A 25237-nucleotide genomic window follows, 5' to 3' on the forward strand; every position below is an offset into this window, starting at 1 on the left:
GGTCGCCGGGTTCGCCGCTCAGAGCACGGTGGTGCCCCGGGCGACGATGACGGCGGGGCCGGTGAGCAGGACCCGGTCGTCGGCGGTCCAGGTGACCGTGAGGGTGCCGCCGGGGACGTCGACGCGGTAGGCGACGTCGGCGCCGGAGGGGCGGGCGCCGTCGGCCACCGCGGCCGCCACCATCACCGCGCAGGCGCCGGTGCCGCAGGACCGGGTCTCCCCCGAGCCGCGCTCATGCACACGCATCGCGACGTGCCGCTCGCCCCGGCGTACGACGAACTCCACGTTCGCCCCGTCCGGGAAGGTCTCCGGGTCGCGGCTGGGCGGGTCGAGCAGCGGGCCCACGGGTCCGTGCGGGTCCAGCGAGTCCACGAACGCCACCGCGTGCGGGTTGCCCATGTCGACGTGGCGCGCGGGCCAGCTGACCGTGCCGACGCCGACCACGGTCTCGCCGAGCACCCGGGGCCGGCCCATGTCCGCGGTGATCAGGTCGCCGTCGACGGTGAGCACCTTGACCCCGTCGCGGGTGTCGACCTCGATCGGCTGACCGGGATCGGCCAGCCCCTCCTCGACCAGGTGGCGCACGAAGACCCGGATCCCGTTGCCGCACATCTCCGCGATCGAGCCGTCGGCGTTGCGGTAGTCCATGAACCACCCGGCGTCGGTGCGCAGCACGCGCAGCACCCCGTCGCCACCGATGCCGGCGTGCCGGTCGCACAACGCGCGGACCCGGTCGGCGGACAGGTCGCCGTGGAGGCTGCCGTCGAGGTCGGGCAGCAGCACGAAGTCGTTCTCGGTGCCGTGACCCTTGAGGAACGGGTAGCCGTCAGCCGCTGTCGGGGCGGGCGTGGTGGTCACGCCCCCACGGTACTGGCCGGCTCCGCGTCAGGCCCCGGCAGCACGGCGTACCGGGCGCACAGGAACTCGCGGTTGCGGGCGTGCTCCTCGAGCCGGAGCTCGACGTGGCGCGGGAGCAGCGGCGCTCCGCCGCCGAGGGTCACCGGCGCGTACTGCACCCAGACCTCGTCGAGCAGGCCGACGTCGGCGAACTGGCCGACCAGGTCACCCCCACCCATCAGCCACACGTCCTTGCCGGCGGCGGCCTCGACCATCGCGGCATGGACGGTGCGCACGTCGTCGGTGGTGAAGGTGATCGCGTCCTGAGCCGGGAAGTCGCGGTGGGTGAAGACCCAGGAGGGCAGGGTGAACTCCCAGCCGTCGGGGTCGTTGTCGAGGACCCACTGGTAGGTGGTCGCCCCGAGCGCGGCGGCGCCGACGCCCGCCCGGAAGCCCGGGTAGGCCATCGGGCCGTCCTGGTCGATGTCGCGGCTGAGCAGCCAGGCCAGCGAGTTGTCCGGGTCAGCGATGAAGCCGTCGAGCGAGCTGGCGGTGTAGTAGACGGTCTTCGTCATCCGTCCAGTGTGGCGGCGACCACCGACACCGCCCGGTCGACCAGCCCGGGATCGTCGTACCGGATCCAGGTGACCCGCGGGTCCTTGCGGAACCAGGAGTCCTGGCGCCGGGAGAACCGCCGGGTCGCGCTGACCGTGCGCTCGCGCGCCTCGGCGAGGCTGAGCTCGCCCGTGAGGTACGACGCCACCTCGCGGTAGCCGATCGCGCGACCCGCGGTGCGGCCCTCGGCGAGCCCCTCGGCCAGCAGCCGCTCGACCTCCTCGACGAACCCGGCGGCGAACATCGCGTCCACGCGCGCGACGATCCGCGCGTCGAGCGTCGGCCGGTCGATGTCGACGCCGACCTGGACGGTGCGGGGGTCGGCGTACTCCATGGTCGGGAGCGAGGCCGTGAACGGCCGGCCCGTGATCTCGACGACCTCGAGGGCCCGGACGATGCGCCGGCCGTTCTCGACCAGGATCCGCGTCGCGGCCTCGGGGTCGACGGCGCGCAGCCGCTCGTGGAGGGCGGCCGGCCCGAGGGCGTCGAGCTCCGCCTCCAGCCGCCGTCGGACCGCCTCGTCGGTGCCGGGGAACTCGAAGCGGTCGAGGATCGCCCGGGTGTAGAGGGCGGACCCGCCGACCAGGACCGGCGTCCGCCCCCGGCCGCGGATCTCCGCGATCTCGGCCCGCGCCCAGGACTGGAACTCCGCGACCGTCGCCGGGTCGCGCACCGTGAGCGTGTCCAGGAGGTGGTGCGGGATCCCGCGGCGCTCGGCGACCGGCAGCTTCGCCGTACCGATGTCCATGCCGCGGTAGACCTGCATCGCGTCGGTGTTGACGATCTCGCCCCGCAGCCGCTCGGCCAGGTCCAGGGAGAGCCCCGTCTTGCCGGACGCCGTCGCACCCACCACGGCCACGATCGGCGTGCGGTTTGGGGTCGGGGCCATGTGGTTAGTGTGGCAAGCATGAGCGAGCCCGAGGACAACCCCCAGGACACGCCCCAGGGACCGGTCGACCCGCACGGGCCCGGTGGCGCGGACGCCCCGCCGCCGCCCGGCGGACCGCAGCGCACCGACACTCCGCACGGCCCCTACGGCACGCCGCCCGGCGAGCACGACAGTGACCTTCCCGACGAGCACGACGGCTCCCCCGACCGGGCTGCGCAGGAGGAGAATGCAGGCACGTCGCTCGATGAGCCGTCCGACGGCTCGGGAGGTGAGTGAGATGAGCGAGTTCGACCTGACCGAGGACCTCGAGCCCGAGGAGTCGCCGGACGAGGAGGAGTACGAGGCGAACGAGCAGGAGGCCGTGTCCGCGGAGACCGGCACGGTGTACGACGGTCGGGGCGAGCCGGCCGTGACCCCCCACGACCTCGAGGGCGAAGACGAGGACGACGAGGAGTGATCGACCGCTTCGTCGTCGTCCCTGCCGCGTACGTCTTCCTGCTCCGCGACGGGGTCGCCGGCCCCGAGGTGCTGCTCCAGCTGCGCACCAACACCGGCTTCATGGACGACCACTGGGCCGCCGCCGCGGCCGGGCACGTCGAGAAGGGCGAGACCGCGTACGACGCCGCGCATCGCGAGGCGCTCGAGGAGATCGGGGTCACCGGCCTCGACCTGACGTTCGTGACCGCGATGCAGCGCACCCGCGGCGGCGAGCCGATCGACGAGCGGATCGACTTCTTCTTCACCTCCCGCACCTGGACCGGGGAGCCCCGGATCCTCGAGACCCGCAAGGCCGCCGAGCTCCGGTGGTGCCCCCTGGACGCGCTGCCCGACCCGGTGGTGCCGCACGAGCTGGCCGTGTTGGACGGGCTGCGAACGGGTACCACGACGGCATACTCGACGTTCGGATTCTGAGCAGGGAGGGACCCATGGCATCCGATCTCGGCCCGATGCCCATGCCCCAGATCGAGCCCGGCGAGCCCAACCCGGGCGGCGTCGACGCGGTCGAGGACGACAGCGGGCCCATCCTGATCCCCGACCTCACCCCGGAGGAGAACCCGGCGATCGAGGAGAAGGCTCCCGATCCGCTGGTGGAGGAGGTCAGGGGCACCGGGGACACCTCCACCCGCGCCACCCGCAGCGAGGGCGGCGCGGACGAGGGGTCCGACGACGACAAGGAGTCCCCCGCATGAGCGACATCGAACCCACCACGTCCGGCGGCACCGACGACGCCGACGAGGAGATCCAGTCCTCGACCCCCGGATCCGGAGGCCCGCAGCGCGCGTCCGGCGGCATGGGGGTCAGCAGCGAGCGGGTCGGCCATGCCGGCCCGGGCCAGGAGGCCACCGACGGCCTCCGCGACGTCGCGCCGCACGAGCACCACGCCGGCGCCGACGAGCCTCCCGAGCAGCACCCCGGCAACCCCGAGGAGAACCCGGTCGGCCTGCCGCCCAAGGCCGGCTACTCCAGCAAGGACCCGCGCTCGGACGACGAGGTCTGACTCCGCGGGACCGCCGGCTCAGCGGCAGGCGGGCGCGTCCGGGAGCGGTGCCGGGGCGCCGACGGTCGGCATGCCGAGGGTGACGCCGGACGACGGGGCCGGCGCGGCGTTCCGGGCCGCCCAGGCGTCGCCGGAGCGGGTACGGCGTACGTCGACCACGGGCCCGTCGGCCACGAGGTGGTGCGGCGCCGCGTAGGTGACCTCGACCGTGGCCAGGTCGCCCGGGCGGATCTCGACGCCCGCGGGCGGCGCGAAGTGCACCAGCCGGTTGTCCGGGCCGCGCCCCGACAGGCGGTGGGTGGCGGCGTCCTTGCGGCCCTCGCCCTCGGCGACCATCAGCTCGACCCGGCGGCCGACCAGGCGCTTGTTCTCCTCCCACGCGATCTCGTTGACCAGCGCGACCAGCCGCTCGTAGCGGTCCTTGACGACCTCGGGCGGGACCTGGTCGGGCAGCGTGGCGGCGGGGGTGCCGGGACGCTTGGAGTACTGGAACGTGAACGCCCCCGAGAAGCGCGCCGCGCGCACCACGTGCATGGTCTGGAGGAAGTCCTCCTCGGTCTCGCCGGGGAAGCCGACGATGATGTCGGTGGTGATCGCGGCGTCCGGCATCGCGGCCCGGACCCGCTCGAGGATGCCGAGGAACTTCCGCTGCCGGTAGGACCGTCGCATGTCGCGCAGCACCTTGTCCGACCCCGACTGCAGCGGCATGTGCAGCTGCGGCATCACGTTCGGCGTCTCGGCCATCGCCGCGATGACGTCGTCGGTGAACTCGGCCGGGTGTGGGCTGGTGAACCGCACCCGCTCCAGACCGTCGACCTCCCCGCACGCCCGCAGCAGCTTGGAGAAGGCCTGCCGGTCACCGAACTCCACGCCGTAGGCGTTGACGTTCTGGCCCAGCAGGGTGATCTCCGAGACGCCGTCGGCGACCAGCGCCTCGACCTCCGCGAGGATCTCGCCCGGGCGCCGGTCCTTCTCCTTGCCGCGCAGGCTGGGGACGATGCAGAACGTGCAGGTGTTGTTGCAGCCGACCGACACCGACACCCAGGCGGCGTACGCCGACTCGCGCCTGGTCGGCAGCGTCGAGGGGAACACCTCCAGCGACTCGAGGATCTCGACCTGGGCCTCGTCCTGCACCCGCGCCCGCTCGAGCAGCGCCGGCAGCGAACCGATGTTGTGGGTGCCGAACACCACGTCGACCCAGGGTGCGCGGGTGGTGATCGTGTCGCGGTCCTTCTGCGCCAGGCAGCCGCCGACGGCGATCTGCATCCCCGGTGTCGCGGCCTTGACCGGTGCCAGGTGGCCGAGATTGCCGTAGAGCTTGTTGTCGGCGTTCTCCCGGACCGCGCAGGTGTTGAACACGACCACGTCGGCCTGCTGGCCGTCGGGCGCAGCCACGTAGCCCGCGTCCTCCAGCAGCCCGGTGAGCCGCTCGGAGTCGTGGACGTTCATCTGGCACCCGTAGGTGCGGACCTCATATGTCCGGGGGGAGGTGTGCTGCGCAGTCGACATGACAGTCGTCAAGGGTACGGCGGGCCGGCCTGCCGGACCGAACCGCGGCGTACCGTGCGGTCCATGTGGTCCTACGGCTCGCGGGGCTCGGTCCTCTCCTTGTGGTCGGACGGCTCGGTCCTCTCCATCGGGAGCGTCGGCTCGATCGCCTCGTTCGGCAGCGTGGGATCGGTGATGTCGGCCGGGTCGCTGGGCTCGCTGATGTCAGCGGCGTCCGCGCTGTCCGTCCAGAGCTCGGCGTCGGTCCTCTCCCGGGAGAGCAACGGTTCGGCGCTCTCCTACCAGTGCCATCGGGCCCTGCGCGGGTACCGGGAGCACGGCGAGCTGCGGATCTGGCCCGGGCTGGTCGCCGGCTCGATGCTGCTCGCGGCCGCAATCACCGGGTTCGCCGTACGACGCGGCTGGCGCTGAGCCATCCTGGTGGCACCATGAGCAGCCATCACCTCGACCGGCGCCGGCTCCTGCTCTCCGGAGCCGGCGTGGCGACCACCGCCGCGCTGACCACCTTCGAGCCCGCGGCCGCCGGCTCGACGGTCACCAAGAAGTTCCGGGGCCACTTCTCCCCCACGGACACCGAGGATTGGCGATACCTGCCGTTCCAGGTGCCCCGCGGCGTACGCCAGATCGAGGTCTCCTACTCCTATCCGCCGCCCAGCGACACCGGGTTCGGCTTCAGCACGAACGTCATCGACATCGGCATCTTCGACCCCTCAGGGGTGGGGTTGGGCAACGCCGCCGGGTTCCGGGGTTGGACCGGTGGCGCGCGCTCCTCGTTCCGCCTCAGCCGCGGGTCGGCCACGCCGGGCTACCTGGCCGGGCCGATCGAGCCGGGGCGCTGGCGGATCTCACTGGGCCCGTACCAGATCATGCGCCGGGTCGACTACGAGGTGACCGTCACCCTGCGCTTCGGCCCGCGCGGCCCGGCCTTCGAGCCGGCTCCGGCGCCGACCGCGGTCCCGGGCACCGGCTACGGCTGGTACCGCGGCGACCTGCACGTGCACACCGTGTTCTCCGACGGCTCGCAGACGCGGCGCCAGGTGCTGGAGTACGCCCAGGCCGCCGGTCTCGACTTCATCGGGACCTCCGAGCACAACAACAGCTCGGCGACCCGGACCTGGGGCCGGCACGTGCCCGAGGGCTTCCTGGTGATCAACGGCGAGGAGGTCACCACGCGCGGCGGGCACTGGCTGGCGACCGGGCTGCCCGCCGACACCTGGATCGACTGGCGCTACCGCCCCGAGGACGACCGGCTCGCGGAGTTCACCCAGCAGGTGCGCGACCTGGGTGGGCTGTCCATCGCCGCGCACCCGAACGTCCCGGTCCCCTCGATCCGCTGGGACTACGACCCGGGGTTCTCCGAGGTCGACGCGGTCGAGGTGTGGAACGGCCCCTGGTCGGGCGTGAACGCCGTCTTCAACGCACAGGCGGTGAAGCGCTGGCACACGCTGCTCAGCGCGGGCACGTTCAAGCCCGCGGTCGGCAACTCCGACACCCACCGGCAGGCGCAGCAGATCGGCCTGGCCCAGACCGTGGTGCGCGCGGAGTCGCTCTCGACCGAGGCGATCATCGCCGGCTACCGGGCCGGGCACTCCTGGATCGCCGAGTCCTCGGGCATCGGCCTGACGTTCACCGCGACCCTCGGCGACGTCAGCGGCGAGTGCGGCGACCGGGTGCCGAGCGGGCCGGGCGACCAGGTCGCCGTACACCTCGAGGTCACCGGCCTCGACGACGGCTGCGTGGCGACGCTGCTCGGGCCTGCGGCCGCGACCTACGGGACCGCCCTCGCCAGCGCCGGAACCGTGCGGCTCGACGCCGCGGTGCCCGGTGGGACGGCGTTCGTCCGGGCGGAGGTACGCCGGGAGTCGGCCACCGGGCAGATGGTGGCGCTGACGAACCCGATCTTCCTCACGACCGCGGGGTGACCCAGAGCCGGATCACGCCCTCGATCACGACGGTGCCGTCGTCGCGGATGCCGTGCACCCGCACGGGCAGGTCCGGGTCGCCCGACACCCACTGCTCGGGGTCGGTCTCGGCGACGCACACGATGTCGCTGGTGGCCTTGGCGGTGTAGGCGACCTCCATCCCCTTGGGGATCCAGCGCCTGTCGGCGGGGATCGTGGCCTCGGCGAGCGCCCCCATCGCGGCCTCGAGCCCGTTGCACAGCGCGATCGCGTGCACGGTCCCGAGGTGGTTGTGGACCCGGCGTCGCTTGGGGATCAGCAGCTCGACCCGGTTCGGCTCGATGCTCAGGAAGCGCGGGCGGATCGAGGCGAAGTACGGCGCCTTCTGCGCGAACAGCACCGAGAACAGCCGGCTGCCCACCACGGGGACCGCGCTCGTCCTCTGCCACATCGTCAGGACTTGGCTCATGCGGTGATATTACCGACCAGTAACCGGTTGCCGCCGGCCAGCGGTGCCCAGGCAGCCGAACCCGACCCCCGGACGGTTGCTGGGCCACCGCCGGCCCTGCGTCGGCCAGGGTCACGGCGATCCGAGCCGGAGCGCGACGCCGCGGATCTGGTCGTGGTCCAAGAACACGGTCACGCCCCACCACTGCAGGCAGGAGTCGATCGCGTCCTCGGGGACGGTGAGGCTGATCGCGCGCAGCCCGGCGAGCCCGGCCGGCGCCTTCGCGTTGCCGCCCGGGCAGGTGCCGACGATGCCGCGGTGCAGCTCGTAGTACCCGCCGCTGCTCGCCAGGACGTCCAGCGCCGAGAACGGGCCGCCGCGCTCGGCGTACTCCGCGTCGAGCTGCCAGGCGGCGAGGTCGGTCCGCTCCGCGGCGCCGACGGTCGTCGACGCCAGGCCGTCCTCGATGCCGGTCCACACCTCACCGGCGACGAACGGCGCCCCGACCGAGGGGTCGGCCGCGAACCGGTAGAGCTTGCGGGCCAGCACGGCGTCCGCGCCCGTCACGGGCCCGAGCTCCTCGGCCTCGCAGGGCCCGCGGAACGCCTCGAGGTCGAGAGTCGCGGTGCGCAGCCGCACCACCGTGTGGTCGGTGAGCACCGAGCCGGCGGCCGGTGCCTGGCGGACGACGGTGCCGGGCCGGGCCTCGCAGCGCACGGCGACGGTGCTCCACTCCGAGCCCAGCTCGAGCGCGCCGAGCAAGCGGCCGGCCTCGGCCGAGCCGAGCCCGACGAGGTCGGGCATCGTGCCCGGTGCGTAGGCCTGGCCACTCGGATCCGGCGGGGACGCCGGGGTGGAGGCCTGCGTGGGCTCAGGCGTCGCGTCCCGGGCCGCGCCGGGGTCCGAGCCCGGCGTCCCGCAGGCGGCCACCAGCAGCGGCACCGCGACCTGCGCCGCCCACCACCGCCACCGACCCGGTTGGCCCGAACGACTCGAACGACCCTGCCGCGTGCCCATCTCGCGCCTCCCCTGGTGTCCTACAAGTGGGACGCGCGGTGGAGCCGCCGGGTTTACCGGACCGCTCAGGCGCGCGGCGCGCGCGGCGAGGGGGTCGACCCGCGAGCCGCGGGCACCCGCGCGACGACGAACACCCGGCGGAACGGCAGCACGACGCCGTACTCGTGCACCGGGTAGGCCTCGGCCAGCCGGCGCCGCAGCTCCGCCTCGAACGCCGGCCGCAGGTCGTCGGGGAGCGCTTGCAGCGTCGGGCGCGCACCGGTGCCGGACACCCAGGTGAAGACCGGGTCCGGGCCGGCGAGCAGGTGGAGGTACGTCGTCTCCCAGGCATCCACCGTGCATCCGTGGCCGGCCAGGACGTCCAGGTAGCGACGAGGGTCGTGGCTGCTCGGCAGGACGACACCACGGGTGTGGGCGGCGTACGGCGGCTCCGCGGCCAGCTGGTCGCGAACCGTGTGGCTGGGCTCCTCGAAGTTGCCGGGCACCTGGAAGGCGAGCCAGCCGCCGGGCGCGAGCCCCGCGACCAGGCGGGGCAGCAGCTCGAGGTGGCCGGGCACCCACTGGAGCACCGCGTTCGCGACGAGCACGTCGACCGGCTCGGCCGGCGCCCAGTCGCGCAGGTCGGCGACCTCGAAGGCCAGGTCGGGCGCCGCGGCTCGCGCGGCCCGGATCATCTCCGGACTGGAGTCCAGGCCGGAGACCGCCGCATCCGGCCACCGCTCGGCGAGCAGCCTCGTCAGGTTGCCCGGACCGCAGCCGAGGTCGACCACGGTCCGAGGATCCTCGGCCCGCACCCGGGCCAGCAGGTCCACGAACGGGCGGCCGCGCTCGTCGGCGTAGGCGAGGTAACGGTCGGGGTCCCAGGAGTGCGCCATGCCGACCACCGTGCGCCCGGTGTATCTCGATGTCAAGATTCTCGACGCATCCGGTACGCTCGCGCCATGCGGGACGAGGTCGACGCGCTGGTCGAGGCTTGGGCGCGGGAGCGCCCGGACCTGGACCTGGCGCCGGTCGAGGTGTTCAGCCGGATCAGCCGGCTGTCCCGCCAGCTCGATCTCGCCCGGCGCGACGCGTTCACCGCGGCCCGGGTCGAGCCCTGGGAGTTCGACGTCCTGGCGGCGCTGCGCCGCGCGGGGACGCCGTACGAGCTCTCGCCGGGCCGGCTCCTGCGCGAGACGCTGGTGACCAGCGGCACCATGACCAACCGGGTCGACCGGCTGGCCGCCCGCGGCCTGGTCGAGCGGCTGCCCGACCCGCACGACCGGCGCGGCGTGCTGGTGCGGCTCACCCCCGAGGGGCGAGCCGCCGTCGACGAGGCCTTCGAGGCCCTGCTGGCCGCCGAGCGCACCTTCCTGACCGCACTCGCCGAGCGCGACCGCACCCGGCTCGCCGGGCTGCTGCGGACCCTGTCGGCGCCGTTCTCCGGCTGACCGTCGGGGCCGCGCAGGACCGCTGGGTCGCTACTCCAGCAGCTCCGCGGCCTCGAGCCACTCGAGCTCGAGGCTCTCCTTCTCCGCCGCGAGCCCGTCGAGCTGCGCACTCAGCCCGGCGAGCCGCTCGTAGTCGTGGGCGTGCTCGAGGATCTCGGCGTTGAGCCCGGCCTCCTGCTCGGCGATCCGTTCGAGCCGCTTGTCGATGCGGGCGATGGTCTTGCGAGCCGCGCGCTCCTCGGCACTCCCCGCCTTGGCCTTCACCGTCGGCTCGGCGGCCGGAACTCCCGCATCACCGGTCACAACTCCCGACTCGACCGTCGGAACTCCCGACTCAGCGGCCAGAAGTCCCGGCTCGACGTGGAGGTCGGCCGCGCGGCGCTCGAGGTACTCGTCCACGCCCCGGGGCAGCATCGAGAGCTGCCCGTCGCCGAGCAGCGCCCAGACCGAGTCGGTGACCCGCTCGAGGAAGTACCGGTCGTGGGAGACGACCACCAGCGTGCCGGGCCAGCCGTCCAAGAAGTCCTCGAGCACGTTGAGCGTCTCGATGTCCAGGTCGTTGGTGGGCTCGTCGAGCAGCAGCACGTTGGGTTCGGACAGCAGCAGCCGCAGCAGCTGGAAGCGCCGCCGCTCGCCACCCGAGAGGTCCCCGATCCGGGCGGTGAGCCGGTCGCCGGTGAAGCCGAAGCGCTCCAGCATCGCGGTCGCGGTGATCTCCCCGTCGGCGGTCTTCGTGATCCGGCGGATCGACTCGACGGTCGGCAGCACCCGGCCCTCGGGATCGAGGTCGTCGAGCTGCTGGGTCAGGTGCTGCAGCGCGACGGTCCGGCCCAGCCGCACGCGACCGGCCGACGGCGCGAGCTCGCCGGACAGCAGCGAGAGCACCGAGGTCTTGCCGGCACCGTTCACCCCGACGATGCCGACCCGGTCACCGGGCCCGAGCCGCCAGGTCGCGTGCGAGAGCAGCTGCTTCTCGCCGCGCGCCAGGTCGACGTCCTCGACGTCGATCACGTCCTTGCCGAGCCGCTGCGTGGCGAACCGCTGCAGCTCGAGCCGGTCCCGCGGCGGCGGCACGTCCTCGATCAGCTGGTTGGCGGCGTCGATGCGGAACTTCGGCTTCGACGTCCGCGCCGGCGGCCCGCGACGCAGCCAGGCCAGCTCCTTGCGGACCAGGTTCTGCCGACGCACCTCCGAGGCGGCCGCCTGCCGCTGCCGCTCGGCCTTGGCCAGCACGAAGGCGGCGTACCCGCCCTCGTAGGCGTCGACGACGCCGTCGTGCACCTCCCAGGTCCACTGGCAGACCTCGTCGAGGAACCAGCGGTCGTGGGTGACCACGACCAGGGCGGAGGTACGGCGGACCAGGTGCTGCGCCAGCCAGGCGACCGCCTCCACGTCCAGGTGGTTGGTGGGCTCGTCGAGAACCACCAGGTCGTGCTCGCCGAGCAGCAGCGCCGCGAGCGAGCAGCGCCGGCGCTCCCCGCCGGAGAGGCCGAGGACCGCGCGGTCCAGCGCCACGCCGGCCAGCAGCACCTCGACGACCTCGCGGGTGCGCGGGTCCGCGGCCCACTCGTGGTCGGAGCGGCCGGCCAGCACCGCCTCCCGGACGGTGTGCGTGTCCTCCAGCTGGTCGGCCTGGTGGAGGAAGCCGACCTGCAGCCCCCGGCTGCGGGAGACGCGGCCCGAGTCGGGCTCCTCCAGGCCGGTCATCACCTCGAGCAGGGTGGTCTTCCCGTCACCGTTGCGGCCCACGATGCCGACCCGCTCGCCGGCGCCGATGCCGAGCGAGACCTCGGTGAGCAGCGGCCGGACGCCGTACGCCTTGGAGACCCGTTCGAGGTTGACGAGGTTGGCCGCCGGGCTAGGCATAGGAGACCAGGTGCGCGCCGGCGACCGGCCCGTTGGCGGCGAGGACGACGGGATGACCGGCGCCGGACAGGTCGGCGGCCAGCGAGCGAGCGTGGTCGGCGGAGCCGCACAGGAAGACGCAGGTCGGGCCGGACCCGGACACCAGGCCGCGCAGCGCCCCGGCCTCCTCGCCGCGCTCGATCAGCCGGCCGAGCTCGGGGCGCAGGTCGATCGCGGCCGCCTCGAGGTCGTTGTGCAGGGCGTCCGCGAGCGCCCAGGTGTCGCCGGCGGCGATCGCGCCGAGCAGCGCGTCGGCCGGCACCGGCTGGGAGGGTGCGTCGGGGAACATCCGGTCGAAGTGCCGGTAGACCTCGGGGGTCGACAGCCCGGTGTCGGAGGGGACGACCACCCACCACCAGGTGCCGCGGTCCTGCACCGGCGTGACCACCTCGCCCCGGCCGGTGCCGAGCGCGGTGCCGCCGAGCAGGGCGAACGGCACGTCGCTGCCCAGCCGGGCGGCGAGCGCGAGGAGGTCGTCGTCGGAGGTGTCCAGCCCCCAGAGCCGGTCCAGGGCGACCAGGGCCGCGGCGGCGTCGGCGGAGCCGCCGGCCATGCCGCCCGCGACCGGGATCGCCTTGGCGATGTGCAGCTCCCCGGTCCGTTCGACGCCGTGATGGGCCGCGAGCAGGTCCGCGGCCCGGTCCACGATGTTGGCGCCGTTGAGGGGTACGGCGTCGTCGTCCATCCAGTCCGGCAGGCCCACGCCCACGCTCCAGTCCGGCGCCGCGCGCGCCGTGACGTCGTCGTAGAGCCCGACCGCCTGGTAGACCGTCACCAGCGGATGGAAGCCGTCCTCGCGGGGCGCGCCGACCCCGAGGTGCAGGTTGACCTTGGCGGGCGCGCGCACGGTCACCTCCACGGCCCCTCCTTCGAGGGCAGCGCCTCCCACGGCAGCCGCTCCGCAAGCCGGGCGAAGTCCTCCACGCGCAGCGACTCCCCGCGGGCCAGCGGGTCCACGCCCGCGCCGGCCAGCGCCGCGTCGACCGACTCCGCCGGGGCGAGCGAGCGCAGCACCCCGCGCAGGGCCTTGCGGCGCTGGGCGAACGCCGCGTCGACGACCGCGAAGACCTGCTCGCGGGTGGCGGTGGTGGCCGGCGGCTCGCGCCGGGACCAGGCCACCAGGCCGGAGTCCACGTTCGGCGCGGGCCAGAACACGTTGCGCCCGACGGCACCGGCGCGGCGGACGTCGGCGAACCAGGCCGCCTTGACCGAGGGGACGCCGTACACCTTGGAGCCGGGGGCCGCGGCGAGCCGGTCGGCGACCTCGGCCTGCACCATCACCAGGCCCCGCTCGAGGGAGGGCAGCAGCGTGAGCAGGTGCAGCAGCACCGGCACGGAGACGTTGTAGGGCAGGTTCGCGACCAGCGCGGTCGGCGTCGGCCCGGGCACCTCCTGGATCCGCATCGCATCACCGAGGACGACCTCGAACCGGTCGGCCTGGGCCGGCGCGTACGCCGCGATCGTCGCGGGCAGCCGGCCGGCCAGCACCGGGTCCACCTCGACCGCGACCACCCGGCCGGCGACGGCGAGCAGCGCGAGGGTCAGCGAGCCCAGGCCGGGACCGACCTCGAGGACCACGTCCTCGGCGGTGACGCCGGCCTCCCGGACGATCCGACGGACCGTGTTCGCGTCGATCACGAAGTTCTGACCGCGCTGCTTGGTGGGTCGCAGGTCGAGCTCGGCGGCGAGCAGGCGCACGTCCGCCGGCCCCAGCAACCTGGGGCCGGCGGAGGTGTCAGACATGGGCGCCAGCGTAGTCAGCGCGACCCCGCGCGCTTCGCGGCGGGCTCCGGTGACGTCAGCGGGGCAGCCCGAGCGCCGCGGCGCAGCCCGGCCAAGCGCCATAGCCGCCGGAGGCGTTGCGGAGCTTGGTGGCGATGGCGATCTGCGTCTCGCGGCTGTGGTTGCTGGGCAGGCCGGTGCCGCCGTACGCCTGCCAGGTGCCGAGGCTGAACTGGAGGCCGCCGTAGTAGCCGTTGCCGGTGTTGATCGCCCAGTTGCCGCCGGACTCGCACTGGGCGAGCCGGTCCCACACGCTGTTGCCGGACGCGAAGTTGACCGCCGGCGCCTTGGTGCCGACCTTGACGATCTCGTCGACCGGCTGGCGCAGCACGTCTTGGCGCAGGACCTTGCGCACCGAGACCTCGCCGTTGCGGTAGACGATCCGGTAGGTCACGTCGCGCAGGCCGGTCTCACCCTCCCGCACGACCGAGGTCTGGCCCTGGACCATCGACCCGTCCTCCTGTTCGACGGTGCCGAAGTCGACGACCTCGCCGTCGACGTGCTTGGTCACGATCCTGACGTTGGTGAAGACCAGCCGGTCGCCGTCCTGCAGCTCGTGCCCGGGGGCGGGCTTCGTCTCGTCGTGCTTGCCGAGCTTCACCCCGAGCTTCGCCAGGGCGTCCTCGACGGTGAGCGCGGTGACGGTCCGCTTGACCATCTGGTGCTTGCCGAGCTTGACCTTCAGGGTCTTCGGCGTCACCACCGCCAGGCTCATGCCGCCGCGATCGATCGAGCCGCCGCGGCTGACCGACAGCTCGGCGTCGCCGTACCGCCGGCCGATCTCGCCCAGCGCCTGCGCGACGGTGGTGGAGGTGACCCAGTAGGTGCGGGTGTCGCCGTCGACGCTCAGCGCGAGCGGGCGGGCGAAGCGCACCGAGATCTTGGTGCCGTCCGCGATCGGCTCGTCGACGCTCGGGGCGACGACGTCGCGGGCCGAGACCTCCACGCCCTCCGACTTCAACACGTCGCCGACGGTCCCGCCGAAGGCGGTGACCTCCTGGGCCTGCCCGTCGAGGGAGAGGGTCACGGTCTTGCTGAGGGCGCTGTAGCCCCAGGTGCTCCCGGCGACGGCCAGGACCACGATCGCCGCGAGGGCGACCATCAGGGGCCGGCTCCGGCCGGCCCGGCTCAGGAGGCTGCTGGTGGGCTGCTGCTCATTGCTGTGCTCACTGGTGGGCACGATTCTCCGAACGTCGTACGACCCGGGCCTCGGGCTGCCAGCGCGGTCCCGACGTGTTCCCCACACCCGCGCTGGTCCTTGCTGGACCTGTCCTGATCCGTCCCGATCCCGGCCTTCCGCATTCCAGACCACCAGCCAAGGTGCCAGAAATGCAAACCGAGCCAAGCACATTTCACCCGGGCGTGAGCAGGATCTCGATGGTAAAGAGGGCTACCAGGAGCCCCCGAAGGCCGCCTCGGTGGTCGCCTCGACGGCCGCGCAGAGCGTCTCCAGGTCCGCGCCGCGGACCTGCGCCATCGTCCGCATCGTGAGCGGGACGAGGTAGGAGGCGTTGGTCCGGCCGCGGTACGGCGTGGGTGTCAGGTACGGCGCATCGGTCTCGACCAGCAGCCGGTCGAGGGGCGTGATCGCGAGCGCGTCGCGCAGCGGCTGGGCGTTCTTGAAGGTCACCGTGCCCGCGAAGGAGAGGTGTGCCCCACGGTCCAGGCAGCGACGCGCGAAGGCGGCGTCGCCGGAGAAGCAGTGCATCACCCAGCGCGCCGGCGCCCCCTCCTCGTCGATCACGTCGAGGACCGCGTCGTGCGCGTCGCGGTCGTGGACGACCAGGGTCTTGTCGAGCCGCTTGGCGAGGTCGATGTGCCGGCGGAAGGACTCGACCTGCACGGCCCGCCCCTCCTCACCGGTGCGGAAGTGGTCCAGGCCGGTCTCGCCCACCGCGCGCACCTTGTCGTGCGCGCCCGCGAGCCGCTCGATCTCGGCCATGGCGGCGTCCAGGTCGGGCAGCCGCGGCGCCTCGTTGGGGTGCAGGGCGACGCCGGCGACCAGCGCGTCGTACGTCGCGGCCGCCTCGACCGCCCAGCGGGCGCCGGGCAGGTCGCAGCCGATCTGGACGATCCGGGTGACGCCGACCGCCGCGGCCGCGGCGACCGCCTGGTCCACCGGGAGCGGGTCTGCGTCGTCGCGCACGACGTCGAGGTGGCAGTGGTTGTCCACGACCGGGTGTGGCAGCGGCTCCGGGGCGGGTGGGCGGTCGGTCATCCGTGCACCCGCGCGAGGATCGCGGCGGCGCACTCCTCGGGCGCCTGGGTGGGGATCCAGTGGCTGACGCCCTCGAGGACGACCAGGTCGTACGGCGCATCCACCCAGCGCGGGGTGCCCTCGACCGCCTCGCGGCCGATCGCGATGTCCCGGTCGCTCCACACCAGCGTGGTCGGGACCGTGACCGTGACGTCGGCGCTGCCCGGGCGGGTGAACGGCAGCGCGCGGTACCAGCCCAGCGCGTGGTGCAGCGCGCCGTACTCGACGATCTCGGTGCGGAACCGGGTGACCTCCTCGGCGGTCATCCCGGCCTTGCGCATCGCCTGGTCGAAGCGGCCGCCGGGCGTCCGCGCCATCAGCTCGGGGAGCACCGGGAGGTTGAACATCGCCATGTAGCCCGACCGCCGGCGCTGGCTCCGGCTCCTCATCGCGCGGGCGAACGCGGCGGGGTGCGGCACCGACACCGCGGTGTAGGTGCGGACCTGCTCCGGGAGCCGTCCGGCGACGGCCCAGCCGACCGCGGCACCCCAGTCGTGCCCGACCAGGTGGACGGGCCCGCCGATGCGTTCGATCAGCGCGGCGACGTCGCCGACCAGGAGCGGGAGCCGGTAGCTCCACCGGGCCCGCGGCCGCGCGCCCGGTGAGTAGCCGCGCTGGTCCGGTGCGTAGGTGCGCAGCCCCGCCTCGTGCAGGATCGGGGCGACCCCCCGCCAGGTCGTGCTGCGTTCGGGGAACCCGTGCAGCAGCACGACGGGCGTCCCGTCCAGCGGCCCCTCGTCGAGGACGTCGAAGGTGAGGCCGTCGTGCTGCAGCCGGGTGATCCGTGCGTTCATGCTCACTCCTGTGCCCCGTGGTCCCGGTCGTGAACCAGGTTGTAGACCTCGCGCTTCGGTACGCCGGCGCGGCGGGCGACCACGACGATCGCCTCCTTGCGCGGCACGCCCTCGCGCACCAGGTCGGCGACCGCGGTCCGCAGGCTCGCCGGGTCGCTGGCGACCTCGGCCGCCGGCGCGGCGCCCGCCACCACGATGGTGACCTCGCCGCGCACCCCCTCGGCCGCCCAGGACACGAGCTCGGCGAGCGGACCTCGCCGTACCTCCTCGTGGGTCTTGGTGAGCTCGCGGCAGACCGCGGCGGCGCGGTCGGCGCCGAGCGCCTCGGCCATCGCGGCGAGCGCGGCCTCGGTGCGGTGCGGCGCCTCGAAGAACACCATCGTGCGGCGCTCGTCGCGCAGGTCGGCCAGGCGGCGCTGCCGCTCCCCCGCCTTGCGGGGCAGGAACCCCTCGAAGCAGAACCGGTCGACGGGCAGGCCGGAGACCGCGAGCGCGGTCAGCACCGCCGACGGACCGGGGACGGCGGTGACCCGCACGTCGTGCTCGACCGCGGCGACCACGAGCCGGTAGCCGGGGTCGGAGACGCTGGGCATGCCCGCGTCGGTGACCAGCAGCACCCGATCGCCCGCGAGGAGGCTCTCGAGGAGAGCCGGCGTGCGCGCCGACTCGTTGCCCTCGAAGTACGACACGACCCGTCCGCCGATGCTCACCCCGAGGTCGGTCGTGAGCCGCTTGAGGCGCCGGGTGTCCTCGGCCGCGACGACGTCGGCGCTCGCCAGCTCCTCGGCGAGCCGCGGCGGCGCGTCGGCGACCCTGCCGATCGGGGTCGCCGCCAGCACGAGCACGCCCAGGCTGTCGTCCACGCCCCGATCATCGCAGCGTCTGATCCCGGGGCCCGTATCCTCGGGCCCGTGACGACCGGCGCCCCTCCCTCCGCCTGGGAGCGCGCCCGGGGCCGGGCCCGGCTCGAGGACCCGTTCATCGGCTGGGCGGCGACCATCGCGGTCGCGCTGCTCGCCCTGTTCCTGCGGCTCTGGAAGCTCGGCAAGCCGCACGTCTTCGAGTTCGACGAGACCTACTACGCCAAGGACGCCTGGTCGCTGCTCAACTTCGGCTTCGAGCACGACACCACGGAGAAGGCCAACGACCTGATCCTCCGCGGCCAGACGCTCTCCGGCGTGTTCAAGGACACCCCGGAGATGATCGTGCACCCGGAGGTCGGCAAGTGGTTGATCGCCGCGGGCATCAAGGTCTTCGGGATGGACCCGTTCGGCTGGCGGGTCGCGGCCGCGGTCGTCGGCTCCCTGATGGTGCTGGTGATGGTCCGGCTCGCCCGGCGGCTCACCGGCTCGACGTTCCTCGGCGTCCTGGCCGGGCTGCTGCTGTGCTTCGACGGCCTGCAGTTCGTGCTCTCCCGCCTCGCCCTGCTCGACATCTTCGTGGCGTTCTTCCTGCTCTGCGGCGTGCACTGCGTGGTCGCCGACCGAGACTGGCACCGGGCGCGTCTCGCTCGCCTGGTCCCCGCACCCATCGACAGCTCCCGGTCGTGGGGACCCGTGCGCGGACTGCTGTTCCGGCCCTGGCTGCTGCTCGGCGGAATCGCCTGGGGCCTGGCGGTCGGCACCAAGTGGGAGGCCGTCTACCCGCTCGCGGCGTTCGGGCTGCTCGTCTGGCTGTGGTCGGCCGGCGCCCGCCGCTCCTTCGGCGTGCGATGGCCGATCCTGCGCTCCGCGGTCGTCGACGGCGTCCCGGCGTTCGTGCACCTCGTGCTGGTCGCGTTCGTCGTGTACGTCGCCAGCTGGACCGGCTGGCTGATCAACGCCCACCAGTACGAGGAGCACCTGTCCGCGACGCAGTACACGCACTTCGACGGCGGCCAGGACTGGCCGACCCGCACCGAGGCCGACGCGTCCGGGCTGGGCGAGGTGACCCAGTCGCTGCGGTCGCTCTGGTACTACCACCAGGACGTGTACACGTTCCACACCGAGTTCCTCAACGACAGCACCCACACCTACGCCTCGAAGCCCTCGGGCTGGCTGCTGCTCAACCGGCCGGTCGGCGTGGCCGCCGACGTCGACATCCAGCCGGGCACCCAGGGCTGCCACGCCCCGGCGGACAGCGACTGCCTGCGCCAGGTGCTGCTGCTCGGCACGCCCGTGCTGTGGTGGGCGGGCTGCCTCGCGCTGATCTACGCCGTCGTCATGTGGGCCGGCTCGAGGGACTGGCGCTTCGGCGTCGTGGTCGTCGGCGCCGCCTCGACCTGGCTGCCCTGGTTGCAGTACGACGACCGGCCGATCTTCTCCTTCTACGCCGTGATCACGCTGCCGTTCCTGGTGCTCGCGCTGGTCCTCGCGATCGGCCGCATGATCGGCCCGGGCACCGGCGCCGCGGGCCGGCGCACCGCCGGCGTGATCGCCGCGGGCACGTTCTTCGTGCTGGTGCTGCTGAACTTCGCGTGGTTCTGGCCGATCTACACCGACCAGCTGCTCACCCACTCCGAGTGGCTGGACCGGATCTGGTTCTCCCGCTGGATCTGACTCGGTGGTTGAGGTGCGAGGAGCGCCAGCGACGAGCCTCGAAACCACCATTCGTGTGATCGGCTCGCGGCCGTAGGTGGCTGCGGCCCTTGGCAGCAAAGCGGGCACGGCACGCTCGGGTCACCGTCGGGCACCCGGCTTACCGGCCGCCGCTTCGCCCCCTGACCAACCGCACGCGCACCCGGCGTGTCGCGTGCCCGTTCGTCAGGGACGCGGCGACTCGGCGCCGACCATCCGGAGGGCGAGCAGGCGGTAGTGGGCGGCGACCTCGTCGGGGGCCCAGCGCCCCTCGTCGCGGTACCAGCGGGCGACGTCGATGCCCAGGGACAAGATGGCGAGGGCCGTCATCCGGGGGTCGGGCGTGGTGAAGACGCCAGCGGCGACGCCACGGTCGAGCACGTCACGCAGCACCAGGTCGATCTCGTGGCGGATCGCGAGGACCTCGGCATGGTGCTCGGGACTGAGCGCGGCGAGCTCGTAGTTGATCACCCGCGCCCCGGTGTGCGCCTCGGCGTGGTCGCGCACGAAGTCCTCGACCAGCTGACCGAGCTGGGCCACGGGGTCGGACAGCGGCGCCACCGACGCGCGCACCAGCTCCAGCACTCGCAGGTGCCCCACGCGCGCGAGCTCGAAGAGCAGCTCCTCCTTGGAGCGGTGGTGGACGTAGAGCGCGGCCGGGCTCATCCCGGCGCTGGTCGAGATGTCGCGCGTGGTCGTCCCGTGGAAGCCGCGCACGGCGAACGCGTCCACGGCGGCGGCCGCGAGCCGGGTCCGGGCATCGGGAACGGGGCTGGACGCGCTCATGTCCAACATGGTAAGCAAGCGCTTAGCTAGGAGCAAGCCAGGACGCAGGAGGACACGTGCAAGGACTCGCCGGCAAGGTCGCGATCGTGACCGGGGCCAGCCGCGGCATCGGGCTGGGCATCGCTCAGCGCCTCGTGGACGAGGGCGCCAAGGTGTGTGTGACGGCGCGCAAGCAGGAGGCGCTCGACGCGGCCGTCGAGAGCCTGGGCGGCGCGGAGCACGCGATCGCCGTGGCCGGCAAGGCCGACGACCCAGCGCACCGCGAGGACGCCGTACGCCGCACCATCGAGACGTTCGGCAGCCTCGACCTGCTGGTCAACAACGCCGGCATCAACCCGGTGCTCGCCCACCTCGTCGACATCGACCTCGACGCCGCCCGCAAGATCGTCGAGGTCAACGCGCTCGGTGCGCTCGCCTGGGTGCAGTCGGCCCACCGCGCCTGGATGGCCGAGCACGGCGGCGCCGTCGTCAACATCTCGTCCGTGTCCGGGGTCCGCCCGGCGCCGGGCATCGCGATGTACGGCGCGTCCAAGGCGATGATGATCAGCCTCACCGAGTCGCTCGCGGTCGAGCTCGGCCCGTCGGTCCGCGTCAACGCGGTCGCCCCGGCGATCGTGAAGACCCAGTTCGCGGGCCCGCTCTTCGAGGGCCGGGAGGACGAGGTCGCGGCGAGCTACCCGCTCCAGCGGCTCGGCGTGCCCGAGGACATCGCGGGGGCGGTGGCGTTCCTGCTCTCCGACGACGCGTCCTGGGTCACCGGGCAGACGATCACCCTCGACGGCGGCGTGACCCTCACCGGCGGGCTGTGATGCACGAGCGACTGGACGGCCGCGGCGTGGTCGTCACCGGCGCCGGCCGCGGCATCGGCCGCGCACTCGCGCGCCGGCTCGCCGCCGAGGGCGCCCGCGTCGTCGTCAACGACCTCGACCCGGCGAGCGCCGAGGCCGTCGCCGCGGAGGTCGGGGGCGTCGCGGTGCCCGGCGACGCCTCGTCCGCCGACGGCGTCGCGGCGCTGGTCGAGCGCGCCACGGAGGCGCTCGGTCGCATCGACGTCTACTGCGCCAACGCCGGCATCGACGGCGCCGGCGGCCTGGGTGGGGTCGACAGCCTGCAGACCTCCGACGAGCACTGGCAGCGGATCCTCGAGGTCAACGTGCTGGCGCACGTGCGCGCCGCCCGGCTGCTGGTCCCGCGCTGGCTGGAGTCCGGCGGCGGCCGGTTCGTGGTCACGGCCTCCGCGGCGGGACTACTGACGATGATCGGCAGCGCGCCGTACTCCGTCACCAAGCACGCCGCTGTGGGCTTCGCGGAGTGGCTCTCGGTGACCTACGGCCACCGCGGGATCGTCGTGCAGGCGATCTGCCCGCAGGGGGTGCGCACGCAGATGCTGGAGGACGCCGGACCGCTGCAGGAGCTGCTCTCCCACGACGTCGCGCTCGAGCCCGAGCAGGTGGCCGACGCGTGGGTCGCCTCGCTCGAGGACGATCGGTTCCTGGTGCTCCCCCATCCGGAGGTCGCCGGCTACTACGCCGCCCGTGCCGCCGACACCGACCGGTGGCTGGCCGGCATGCGCCGCCTCCAGCACAAGGTCGACGAGGCACTCGACCGGAGCGGACGGCCGGCGTGAGCGACCTGCAGACCCACGGCCTCCCCGGTCTCGACCTGGTCGCCTTCCGCCGGTGGTATGACGAGCAGCGACCCGGCGAGATCGCCGGCGAGCTGCGCGCCCGGGTGATCGCCGGCGGCCGCTCGAACCTCACCTACGAGGTCACCGACGGCGACTCCTGGTGGATCGTGCGGCGGCCGCCGCTCGGGCACGTCCAGGCGACCGCCCACGACATGGGCCGCGAGTACACCGCGATGAGCGCGCTGGCGGACACGGCCGTGCCGGTCCCGACCACCTACGCGCACTGCCCCGACCCCGAGGTCCTCGGCGCCCCGTTCTACGTGATGGAGCGGGTCGCGGGCACGGCGTACCGCTCGGTCGCGCAGCTCGCGCCGCTCGGCCCGGAGCGCACCGCCACCATCGCCGGCCGGATGATCGTGGTGCTGGCCACCCTGCACGCGGTCGAACCCGCGTCGGTCGGGCTCGCGGAGTTCGGCCGGCCCGAGGGTTTCCTCGAGCGGCAGGTCCGGCGGTGGGGCCAGCAGCTCGCGGGGTCCAAGACGACCGATCGCCCGGACGCCGACGAGCTGCACCGCCGCCTCGCCGCACGAGTGCCCGAGGACGACGACGACTGGGTCGGGATCGTGCACGGCGACTACCGCCTCGACAACCTGCTCGTCTGCACCGACGACCGCATCAAGGCGGTCGTGGACTGGGAGATGGCCACCCTCGGCGACGCCCGCACCGACCTCGCACTGCTGCTGGTCTACGACCGGCTGGCCGAGCTGCCGGCGGCCGGGCTGGTGTCCGACGTGAGCACGGCGCCCGGCTACCCGACCGGTGAGGAGCACCTCGCGCGGTACGCCGCAGCGCGCGGCCGCGATCTCGGCGACCTGAGATCCGGCATGAGGTTCCACCTCGGGCTGGCCTACTTCAAGCTCGCGGTGATCCTCGAGGGCATCCACTACCGCTTCCTGCAAGGAGCCACGGTCGGCGACGGCTTCGACCAGATCGGCACCGGCTTCGACCCCCTGATCACAGCAGGGCTTTCTGCCCTCGGAGAGGACTGAGATGGACTTCGGACACGACGACAAGACCGCCGAGCTGATCGCGAGGCTCGAGACGTTCATGGCGGAGCGGATCGTGCCGTCCGCGCCGCTCTTCCACGAGCAGCTCGGACAGCTCGAGGACCGCTGGGCCTGGACGGAGACGCCGGTGCTCAAGGAGCTGCAGGCCGAGGCCCGCGGCCTCGGGCTGTGGAACCTCTTCCTGCCCCACGAGCACGCCGACTCCCCGGGGCTGACCAACCTGCAGTACGCACCGCTCGCCGAGATCACCGGCCGCCTGGGCCACCTGGCGCCGGCCACGCTCAACTGCGCGGCGCCCGACACCGGCAACATGGAGGTGCTCTCGCTGTTCGGCACGGCGGAGCAGAAGGAGCGCTGGCTCCAGCCGCTGCTGGCCGGCGACATCCGCTCGGCGTTCGCGATGACCGAGCCGGACGTCGCGTCGTCGGACGCGACCAACATCGAGACCCGGATCGAGCGCGACGGCGACGAGTACGTCATCAACGGCCGCAAGTGGTGGATCACCGGCGCGATGAACCCGCACGCCGAGATCTTCATCGTGATGGGCAAGACCGACCCGTCCGCGTCCCGGCACCGCCAGCAGAGCATGGTCCTGGTGCCGCGGGACACCCCGGGCGTGGTGGTGAAGCGGGGCATGGAGGTGTTCGGGTACGACGACCACGAGCACGGCGGCCACGCCGAGCTGGAGTTCCACGACGTCCGCGTGCCGGTCACCAACCTCATCGGCGAGGAGGGTGCCGGGTTCGCGATCGCGCAGGCGCGACTCGGCCCCGGACGCATCCACCACTGCATGCGCGCCATCGGGGTCGCCGAGGCCGCGATCGAGCTGATGAGCCGGCGCGCGTCGTCGCGGGTCGCGTTCGGCCGCCCGCTGGCCGACCAGGGCGTGGTGCGCGGGTGGATCGCCGAGTCTCGGGTCCGCGTCGAGCAGCTGCGGCTGCTGGTGCTCAAGACCGCGTGGCTGATGGACACCATCGGCAACCGTGGCGCCCACACCGAGATCCAGGCGATCAAGATCGCCACCCCCGAGACCGTCCAGTGGATCCTCGACAAGGCGATCCAGGTGCACGGCGGCGGCGGGCTGTCCCAGGACTTCCCGCTCGCCTACGCGTACGCCCAGGTCCGCACGCTGCGCTTCGCCGACGGGCCCGACGAGGTGCACAAGAGCTCACTGGCCAAGGCCGAGATCGCCCGCTGGAAGGACTGAGGCCATGGACCTCAGCCGCAGCGAGGAGCAGCAGGCGTTCCGCACGCTCGTGCGTGACTTCCTCGACCGTGCGGCGGTCCCGCCGCACCGCACCGCCCGGGACCGCGCCGAGACCGGCGTCCGCGCGTTCGTCTGACGTCTCACACCTTCCGATCGCCGAGGAGTCCCATGACCGTCGACCCGCAGATCGCCGCCTTGCTCGAGTTCATCGCCTCGGTCGAGGCCAAGCCGATGTCCGAGGGCACCCCGGAGGAGGCCCGCCAGGGCTTCCGCACGCTGACCGTCGACCTGCGCGACCCGGCCGCCGTGCCCGCCGTGCGCTCGGTCGAGGAGACCACCGTGCCGGGCGCCGCAGGTGACCTGCCCGCCCGCGTCTACCGGCCCGGGCTCGACGGTCCGCTCCCGACGATCGTGCTGCTGCACGGCGGCGGGTTCGTGATCGGCGACCTCGACACGCACGACATCACCGCCCGCACGTTGGCCAACGGCTGTGCGGCAGTCGTGGTCTCGGTCGACTACCGGCTGGCGCCCGAGCATCCGTTCCCGGCGCCCGTGGACGACGCCGTCGCGGCCGCCCGCCACGTCGCGGACCACCTCGCCGACTTCGGTGGCGACGACCGGGTCGCGCTCGCCGGTGACAGCGCCGGCGGCAACCTCTCGGCCGTCGTCGCGCAGGCGTTCCGCGAGGAGGGCCGTCCGCTCGCCGGGCAGCTCCTGATCTACCCGGTCACGGACATGACCGGCGAGTACCCCTCCCACACCGAGAACGCCGAGGGCCTCTTCCTCGACCTCGCGACCATGGCCTGGTTCCAGCAGCAGTACGCCGGCCACCTCGCCGACCTCGCCGACCCGCGACTGTCCCCGCTGCTCGGCGACCTGCACGGGCTGGCGCCCGCCGTGGTGGTGGTCGCGGAGCTCGACCCGCTGCGCGACGACGGCCTCGCCTACGCCACCGCGCTCGCGGCCGCAGGCGTGCCCGTCGAGGTGCGCAGGTTCCCCGGGCTGGTGCACGGCTTCGTCGACATGGGCCGCCACTCCGAGGCCGCCCAGCGGGCACTCGACGAGACCTGCGCGCTGTTCCGGGCGGTGCTGCACGGCTGACGCGGGTGCGGG

General features: G+C 73.4%; 30 protein-coding genes. 15 read left to right on the forward strand and 15 right to left on the reverse strand.

What is annotated here, in order from left to right:
- Positions 1-18: 18 nt before the first annotated feature.
- From dapF to miaA, 3 genes are read right to left on the reverse strand one after another with little or no spacing between them, the layout of a single operon-like run.
- Positions 19-858 (reverse strand): diaminopimelate epimerase, encoded by an 840-nt coding sequence (gene dapF, locus NOCA_RS20885; protein WP_011757270.1) that lies wholly within the window; start codon positions 856-858, stop codon positions 19-21.
- A complete protein-coding gene (locus NOCA_RS20890; protein ID WP_011757271.1) occupies positions 855-1412 on the reverse strand; it encodes a dihydrofolate reductase family protein in 558 nt (185 codons plus the stop codon). Before NOCA_RS20890 ends, dapF begins: the two co-directional genes overlap by 4 nt.
- A complete protein-coding gene (gene miaA, locus NOCA_RS20895; RefSeq protein WP_011757272.1) occupies positions 1409-2341 on the reverse strand; it encodes a tRNA (adenosine(37)-N6)-dimethylallyltransferase MiaA in 933 nt (310 codons plus the stop codon). The genes NOCA_RS20890 and miaA overlap by 4 nt, the downstream gene beginning before the upstream one ends.
- Before the next feature lie 18 nt (positions 2342-2359).
- Here miaA and NOCA_RS20900 point away from each other — a divergent pair, with 18 nt between their 5' ends.
- The 5 genes from NOCA_RS20900 to NOCA_RS20920 are packed head-to-tail and all read left to right on the forward strand — an operon-like array spanning position 2360 to position 3839.
- Entirely contained in the window at positions 2360-2617 is a 258-nt protein-coding gene (locus tag NOCA_RS20900; protein WP_041546762.1) for a hypothetical protein, read from the forward strand.
- A 1-nt stretch (position 2618) separates the two neighbouring features.
- Positions 2619-2798 carry a hypothetical protein gene (locus NOCA_RS20905; RefSeq protein WP_041546763.1) on the forward strand — a complete coding sequence of 60 codons (180 nt, stop codon included), beginning with the start codon at positions 2619-2621 and terminating at the stop codon, positions 2796-2798.
- Positions 2795-3253, forward strand: coding sequence for an NUDIX hydrolase (locus NOCA_RS20910; protein WP_011757273.1), 459 nt, complete (start codon positions 2795-2797; stop codon positions 3251-3253). Before NOCA_RS20905 ends, NOCA_RS20910 begins: the two co-directional genes overlap by 4 nt.
- Before the next feature lie 14 nt (positions 3254-3267).
- Positions 3268-3531, forward strand: coding sequence for a hypothetical protein (locus NOCA_RS20915; RefSeq protein WP_011757274.1), 264 nt, complete (start codon positions 3268-3270; stop codon positions 3529-3531).
- A complete protein-coding gene (locus NOCA_RS20920) occupies positions 3528-3839 on the forward strand; it encodes a hypothetical protein (RefSeq protein ID WP_011757275.1) in 312 nt (103 codons plus the stop codon). Before NOCA_RS20915 ends, NOCA_RS20920 begins: the two co-directional genes overlap by 4 nt.
- Before the next feature lie 18 nt (positions 3840-3857).
- Here the strand turns inward: NOCA_RS20920 and miaB are convergent, their stop codons facing one another.
- A complete protein-coding gene (miaB, locus tag NOCA_RS20925) occupies positions 3858-5348 on the reverse strand; it encodes a tRNA (N6-isopentenyl adenosine(37)-C2)-methylthiotransferase MiaB (protein ID WP_011757276.1) in 1491 nt (496 codons plus the stop codon).
- Between the two features lie 63 nt (positions 5349-5411).
- Between miaB and NOCA_RS20930 the strand changes: the two genes are divergently transcribed.
- Positions 5412-5759 carry a hypothetical protein gene (locus NOCA_RS20930; protein WP_041546766.1) on the forward strand — a complete coding sequence of 116 codons (348 nt, stop codon included), beginning with the start codon at positions 5412-5414 and terminating at the stop codon, positions 5757-5759.
- A 17-nt stretch (positions 5760-5776) separates the two neighbouring features.
- On the forward strand, positions 5777-7270 hold the full coding sequence (locus NOCA_RS20935; protein WP_011757278.1) for a CehA/McbA family metallohydrolase: 1494 nt from the start codon (positions 5777-5779) through the stop codon (positions 7268-7270).
- On the opposite strand, the gene NOCA_RS20940 is transcribed toward NOCA_RS20935, so the two are convergent.
- The 3 genes from NOCA_RS20940 to NOCA_RS20950 all read right to left on the reverse strand — a co-directional run bounded on the left by NOCA_RS20940 (position 7254) and on the right by NOCA_RS20950 (position 9589).
- A complete protein-coding gene (locus tag NOCA_RS20940) occupies positions 7254-7718 on the reverse strand; it encodes a hotdog fold domain-containing protein (RefSeq protein ID WP_011757279.1) in 465 nt (154 codons plus the stop codon). The genes NOCA_RS20935 and NOCA_RS20940 overlap by 17 nt on opposite strands.
- 111 nt (positions 7719-7829) lie before the next feature.
- Positions 7830-8714, reverse strand: coding sequence for a PASTA domain-containing protein (locus tag NOCA_RS27675; RefSeq protein WP_011757280.1), 885 nt, complete (start codon positions 8712-8714; stop codon positions 7830-7832).
- A gap of 65 nt (positions 8715-8779) precedes the next feature.
- A complete protein-coding gene (locus tag NOCA_RS20950) occupies positions 8780-9589 on the reverse strand; it encodes a trans-aconitate 2-methyltransferase (RefSeq protein WP_011757281.1) in 810 nt (269 codons plus the stop codon).
- A gap of 66 nt (positions 9590-9655) precedes the next feature.
- On the opposite strand from NOCA_RS20950, the gene NOCA_RS20955 reads away from it, so the two are divergent.
- Positions 9656-10144: a MarR family winged helix-turn-helix transcriptional regulator gene (locus NOCA_RS20955; RefSeq protein ID WP_011757282.1), complete on the forward strand. Its 489-nt coding sequence runs from the start codon at positions 9656-9658 to the stop codon at positions 10142-10144.
- 30 nt (positions 10145-10174) lie between these two features.
- Here the strand turns inward: NOCA_RS20955 and NOCA_RS20960 are convergent, their stop codons facing one another.
- From NOCA_RS20960 to rsmI, 7 genes are all read right to left on the reverse strand, one after another.
- The gene (locus NOCA_RS20960; RefSeq protein WP_011757283.1) at positions 10175-12010 is read right to left on the reverse strand and encodes an ABC-F family ATP-binding cassette domain-containing protein; all 1836 of its coding nucleotides are present in this window, start codon (positions 12008-12010) and stop codon (positions 10175-10177) included.
- The gene (locus NOCA_RS20965) at positions 12003-12908 is read right to left on the reverse strand and encodes a 4-(cytidine 5'-diphospho)-2-C-methyl-D-erythritol kinase (protein ID WP_041546768.1); all 906 of its coding nucleotides are present in this window, start codon (positions 12906-12908) and stop codon (positions 12003-12005) included. Before NOCA_RS20965 ends, NOCA_RS20960 begins: the two co-directional genes overlap by 8 nt.
- On the reverse strand, positions 12899-13792 hold the full coding sequence (gene rsmA / locus NOCA_RS20970; protein WP_011757285.1) for a 16S rRNA (adenine(1518)-N(6)/adenine(1519)-N(6))-dimethyltransferase RsmA: 894 nt from the start codon (positions 13790-13792) through the stop codon (positions 12899-12901). Before rsmA ends, NOCA_RS20965 begins: the two co-directional genes overlap by 10 nt.
- Positions 13793-13847: 55 nt before the next feature.
- Complete coding sequence (locus tag NOCA_RS28510; protein ID WP_011757286.1) at positions 13848-15011, reverse strand: resuscitation-promoting factor; 1164 nt, start codon at positions 15009-15011, stop codon at positions 13848-13850.
- A gap of 210 nt (positions 15012-15221) precedes the next feature.
- Positions 15222-16049 carry a TatD family hydrolase gene (locus NOCA_RS20980; protein WP_011757287.1) on the reverse strand — a complete coding sequence of 276 codons (828 nt, stop codon included), beginning with the start codon at positions 16047-16049 and terminating at the stop codon, positions 15222-15224.
- Complete coding sequence (locus NOCA_RS20985; RefSeq protein WP_011757288.1) at positions 16046-16882, reverse strand: alpha/beta fold hydrolase; 837 nt, start codon at positions 16880-16882, stop codon at positions 16046-16048. Before NOCA_RS20985 ends, NOCA_RS20980 begins: the two co-directional genes overlap by 4 nt.
- 2 nt (positions 16883-16884) lie before the next feature.
- A complete protein-coding gene (gene rsmI / locus NOCA_RS20990; protein WP_049774428.1) occupies positions 16885-17745 on the reverse strand; it encodes a 16S rRNA (cytidine(1402)-2'-O)-methyltransferase in 861 nt (286 codons plus the stop codon).
- 48 nt (positions 17746-17793) lie between these two features.
- Here rsmI and NOCA_RS20995 point away from each other — a divergent pair, with 48 nt between their 5' ends.
- The gene (locus NOCA_RS20995; RefSeq protein ID WP_011757290.1) at positions 17794-19419 is read left to right on the forward strand and encodes a dolichyl-phosphate-mannose--protein mannosyltransferase; all 1626 of its coding nucleotides are present in this window, start codon (positions 17794-17796) and stop codon (positions 19417-19419) included.
- Positions 19420-19623: 204 nt separating this feature from the next.
- On the opposite strand, the gene NOCA_RS21000 is transcribed toward NOCA_RS20995, so the two are convergent.
- Complete coding sequence (locus tag NOCA_RS21000; RefSeq protein WP_197687690.1) at positions 19624-20223, reverse strand: TetR/AcrR family transcriptional regulator; 600 nt, start codon at positions 20221-20223, stop codon at positions 19624-19626.
- 56 nt (positions 20224-20279) lie between these two features.
- On the opposite strand from NOCA_RS21000, the gene NOCA_RS21005 reads away from it, so the two are divergent.
- From NOCA_RS21005 to NOCA_RS21025, 6 genes are read left to right on the forward strand one after another with little or no spacing between them, the layout of a single operon-like run.
- Positions 20280-21032, forward strand: a complete 753-nt coding sequence (locus NOCA_RS21005) for an SDR family oxidoreductase (protein ID WP_011757292.1) — start codon at positions 20280-20282, stop codon at positions 21030-21032.
- On the forward strand, positions 21032-21850 hold the full coding sequence (locus tag NOCA_RS21010; protein ID WP_011757293.1) for an SDR family NAD(P)-dependent oxidoreductase: 819 nt from the start codon (positions 21032-21034) through the stop codon (positions 21848-21850). The genes NOCA_RS21005 and NOCA_RS21010 overlap by 1 nt, the downstream gene beginning before the upstream one ends.
- The gene (locus NOCA_RS21015; RefSeq protein WP_011757294.1) at positions 21847-22899 is read left to right on the forward strand and encodes a phosphotransferase family protein; all 1053 of its coding nucleotides are present in this window, start codon (positions 21847-21849) and stop codon (positions 22897-22899) included. The genes NOCA_RS21010 and NOCA_RS21015 overlap by 4 nt, the downstream gene beginning before the upstream one ends.
- A 1-nt stretch (position 22900) precedes the next feature.
- Positions 22901-24124, forward strand: a complete 1224-nt coding sequence (locus NOCA_RS21020; RefSeq protein WP_011757295.1) for an acyl-CoA dehydrogenase family protein — start codon at positions 22901-22903, stop codon at positions 24122-24124.
- 4 nt (positions 24125-24128) lie between these two features.
- Positions 24129-24260 carry an acyl-CoA dehydrogenase family protein gene (locus tag NOCA_RS28345; RefSeq protein ID WP_140403924.1) on the forward strand — a complete coding sequence of 44 codons (132 nt, stop codon included), beginning with the start codon at positions 24129-24131 and terminating at the stop codon, positions 24258-24260.
- Positions 24261-24292: 32 nt separating this feature from the next.
- Entirely contained in the window at positions 24293-25225 is a 933-nt protein-coding gene (locus NOCA_RS21025) for an alpha/beta hydrolase (protein ID WP_011757296.1), read from the forward strand.
- Positions 25226-25237: the final 12 nt, after the last annotated feature.

Origin of the sequence: Nocardioides sp. JS614, from assembly GCF_000015265.1 — a bacterium.
GTDB lineage: Bacteria > Actinomycetota > Actinomycetes > Propionibacteriales > Nocardioidaceae > Nocardioides.

Coding starts and splice junctions, on each gene's coding strand:
- NOCA_RS20890 (WP_011757271.1), bottom strand. CDS start 1,412: ATGACGAAGACCGTCTACTACACCGCCAGCTCGCTCGACGGCTTCATC.
- miaA (WP_011757272.1), bottom strand. CDS start 2,341: ATGGCCCCGACCCCAAACCGCACGCCGATCGTGGCCGTGGTGGGTGCG.
- NOCA_RS20900 (WP_041546762.1), top strand. CDS start 2,360: ATGAGCGAGCCCGAGGACAACCCCCAGGACACGCCCCAGGGACCGGTC.
- NOCA_RS20905 (WP_041546763.1), top strand. CDS start 2,619: ATGAGCGAGTTCGACCTGACCGAGGACCTCGAGCCCGAGGAGTCGCCG.
- NOCA_RS20915 (WP_011757274.1), top strand. CDS start 3,268: ATGGCATCCGATCTCGGCCCGATGCCCATGCCCCAGATCGAGCCCGGC.
- NOCA_RS20920 (WP_011757275.1), top strand. CDS start 3,528: ATGAGCGACATCGAACCCACCACGTCCGGCGGCACCGACGACGCCGAC.
- miaB (WP_011757276.1), bottom strand. CDS start 5,348: ATGTCGACTGCGCAGCACACCTCCCCCCGGACATATGAGGTCCGCACC.
- NOCA_RS20930 (WP_041546766.1), top strand. CDS start 5,412: ATGTGGTCCTACGGCTCGCGGGGCTCGGTCCTCTCCTTGTGGTCGGAC.
- NOCA_RS20935 (WP_011757278.1), top strand. CDS start 5,777: ATGAGCAGCCATCACCTCGACCGGCGCCGGCTCCTGCTCTCCGGAGCC.
- NOCA_RS20940 (WP_011757279.1), bottom strand. CDS start 7,718: ATGAGCCAAGTCCTGACGATGTGGCAGAGGACGAGCGCGGTCCCCGTG.
- NOCA_RS27675 (WP_011757280.1), bottom strand. CDS start 8,714: ATGGGCACGCGGCAGGGTCGTTCGAGTCGTTCGGGCCAACCGGGTCGG.
- NOCA_RS20950 (WP_011757281.1), bottom strand. CDS start 9,589: ATGGCGCACTCCTGGGACCCCGACCGTTACCTCGCCTACGCCGACGAG.
- NOCA_RS20955 (WP_011757282.1), top strand. CDS start 9,656: ATGCGGGACGAGGTCGACGCGCTGGTCGAGGCTTGGGCGCGGGAGCGC.
- NOCA_RS20960 (WP_011757283.1), bottom strand. CDS start 12,010: ATGCCTAGCCCGGCGGCCAACCTCGTCAACCTCGAACGGGTCTCCAAG.
- rsmA (WP_011757285.1), bottom strand. CDS start 13,792: ATGTCTGACACCTCCGCCGGCCCCAGGTTGCTGGGGCCGGCGGACGTG.
- NOCA_RS20980 (WP_011757287.1), bottom strand. CDS start 16,049: ATGACCGACCGCCCACCCGCCCCGGAGCCGCTGCCACACCCGGTCGTG.
- NOCA_RS20985 (WP_011757288.1), bottom strand. CDS start 16,882: ATGAACGCACGGATCACCCGGCTGCAGCACGACGGCCTCACCTTCGAC.
- NOCA_RS21000 (WP_197687690.1), bottom strand. CDS start 20,223: ATGAGCGCGTCCAGCCCCGTTCCCGATGCCCGGACCCGGCTCGCGGCC.
- NOCA_RS21010 (WP_011757293.1), top strand. CDS start 21,032: ATGCACGAGCGACTGGACGGCCGCGGCGTGGTCGTCACCGGCGCCGGC.
- NOCA_RS21020 (WP_011757295.1), top strand. CDS start 22,901: ATGGACTTCGGACACGACGACAAGACCGCCGAGCTGATCGCGAGGCTC.
- NOCA_RS28345 (WP_140403924.1), top strand. CDS start 24,129: ATGGACCTCAGCCGCAGCGAGGAGCAGCAGGCGTTCCGCACGCTCGTG.
- NOCA_RS21025 (WP_011757296.1), top strand. CDS start 24,293: ATGACCGTCGACCCGCAGATCGCCGCCTTGCTCGAGTTCATCGCCTCG.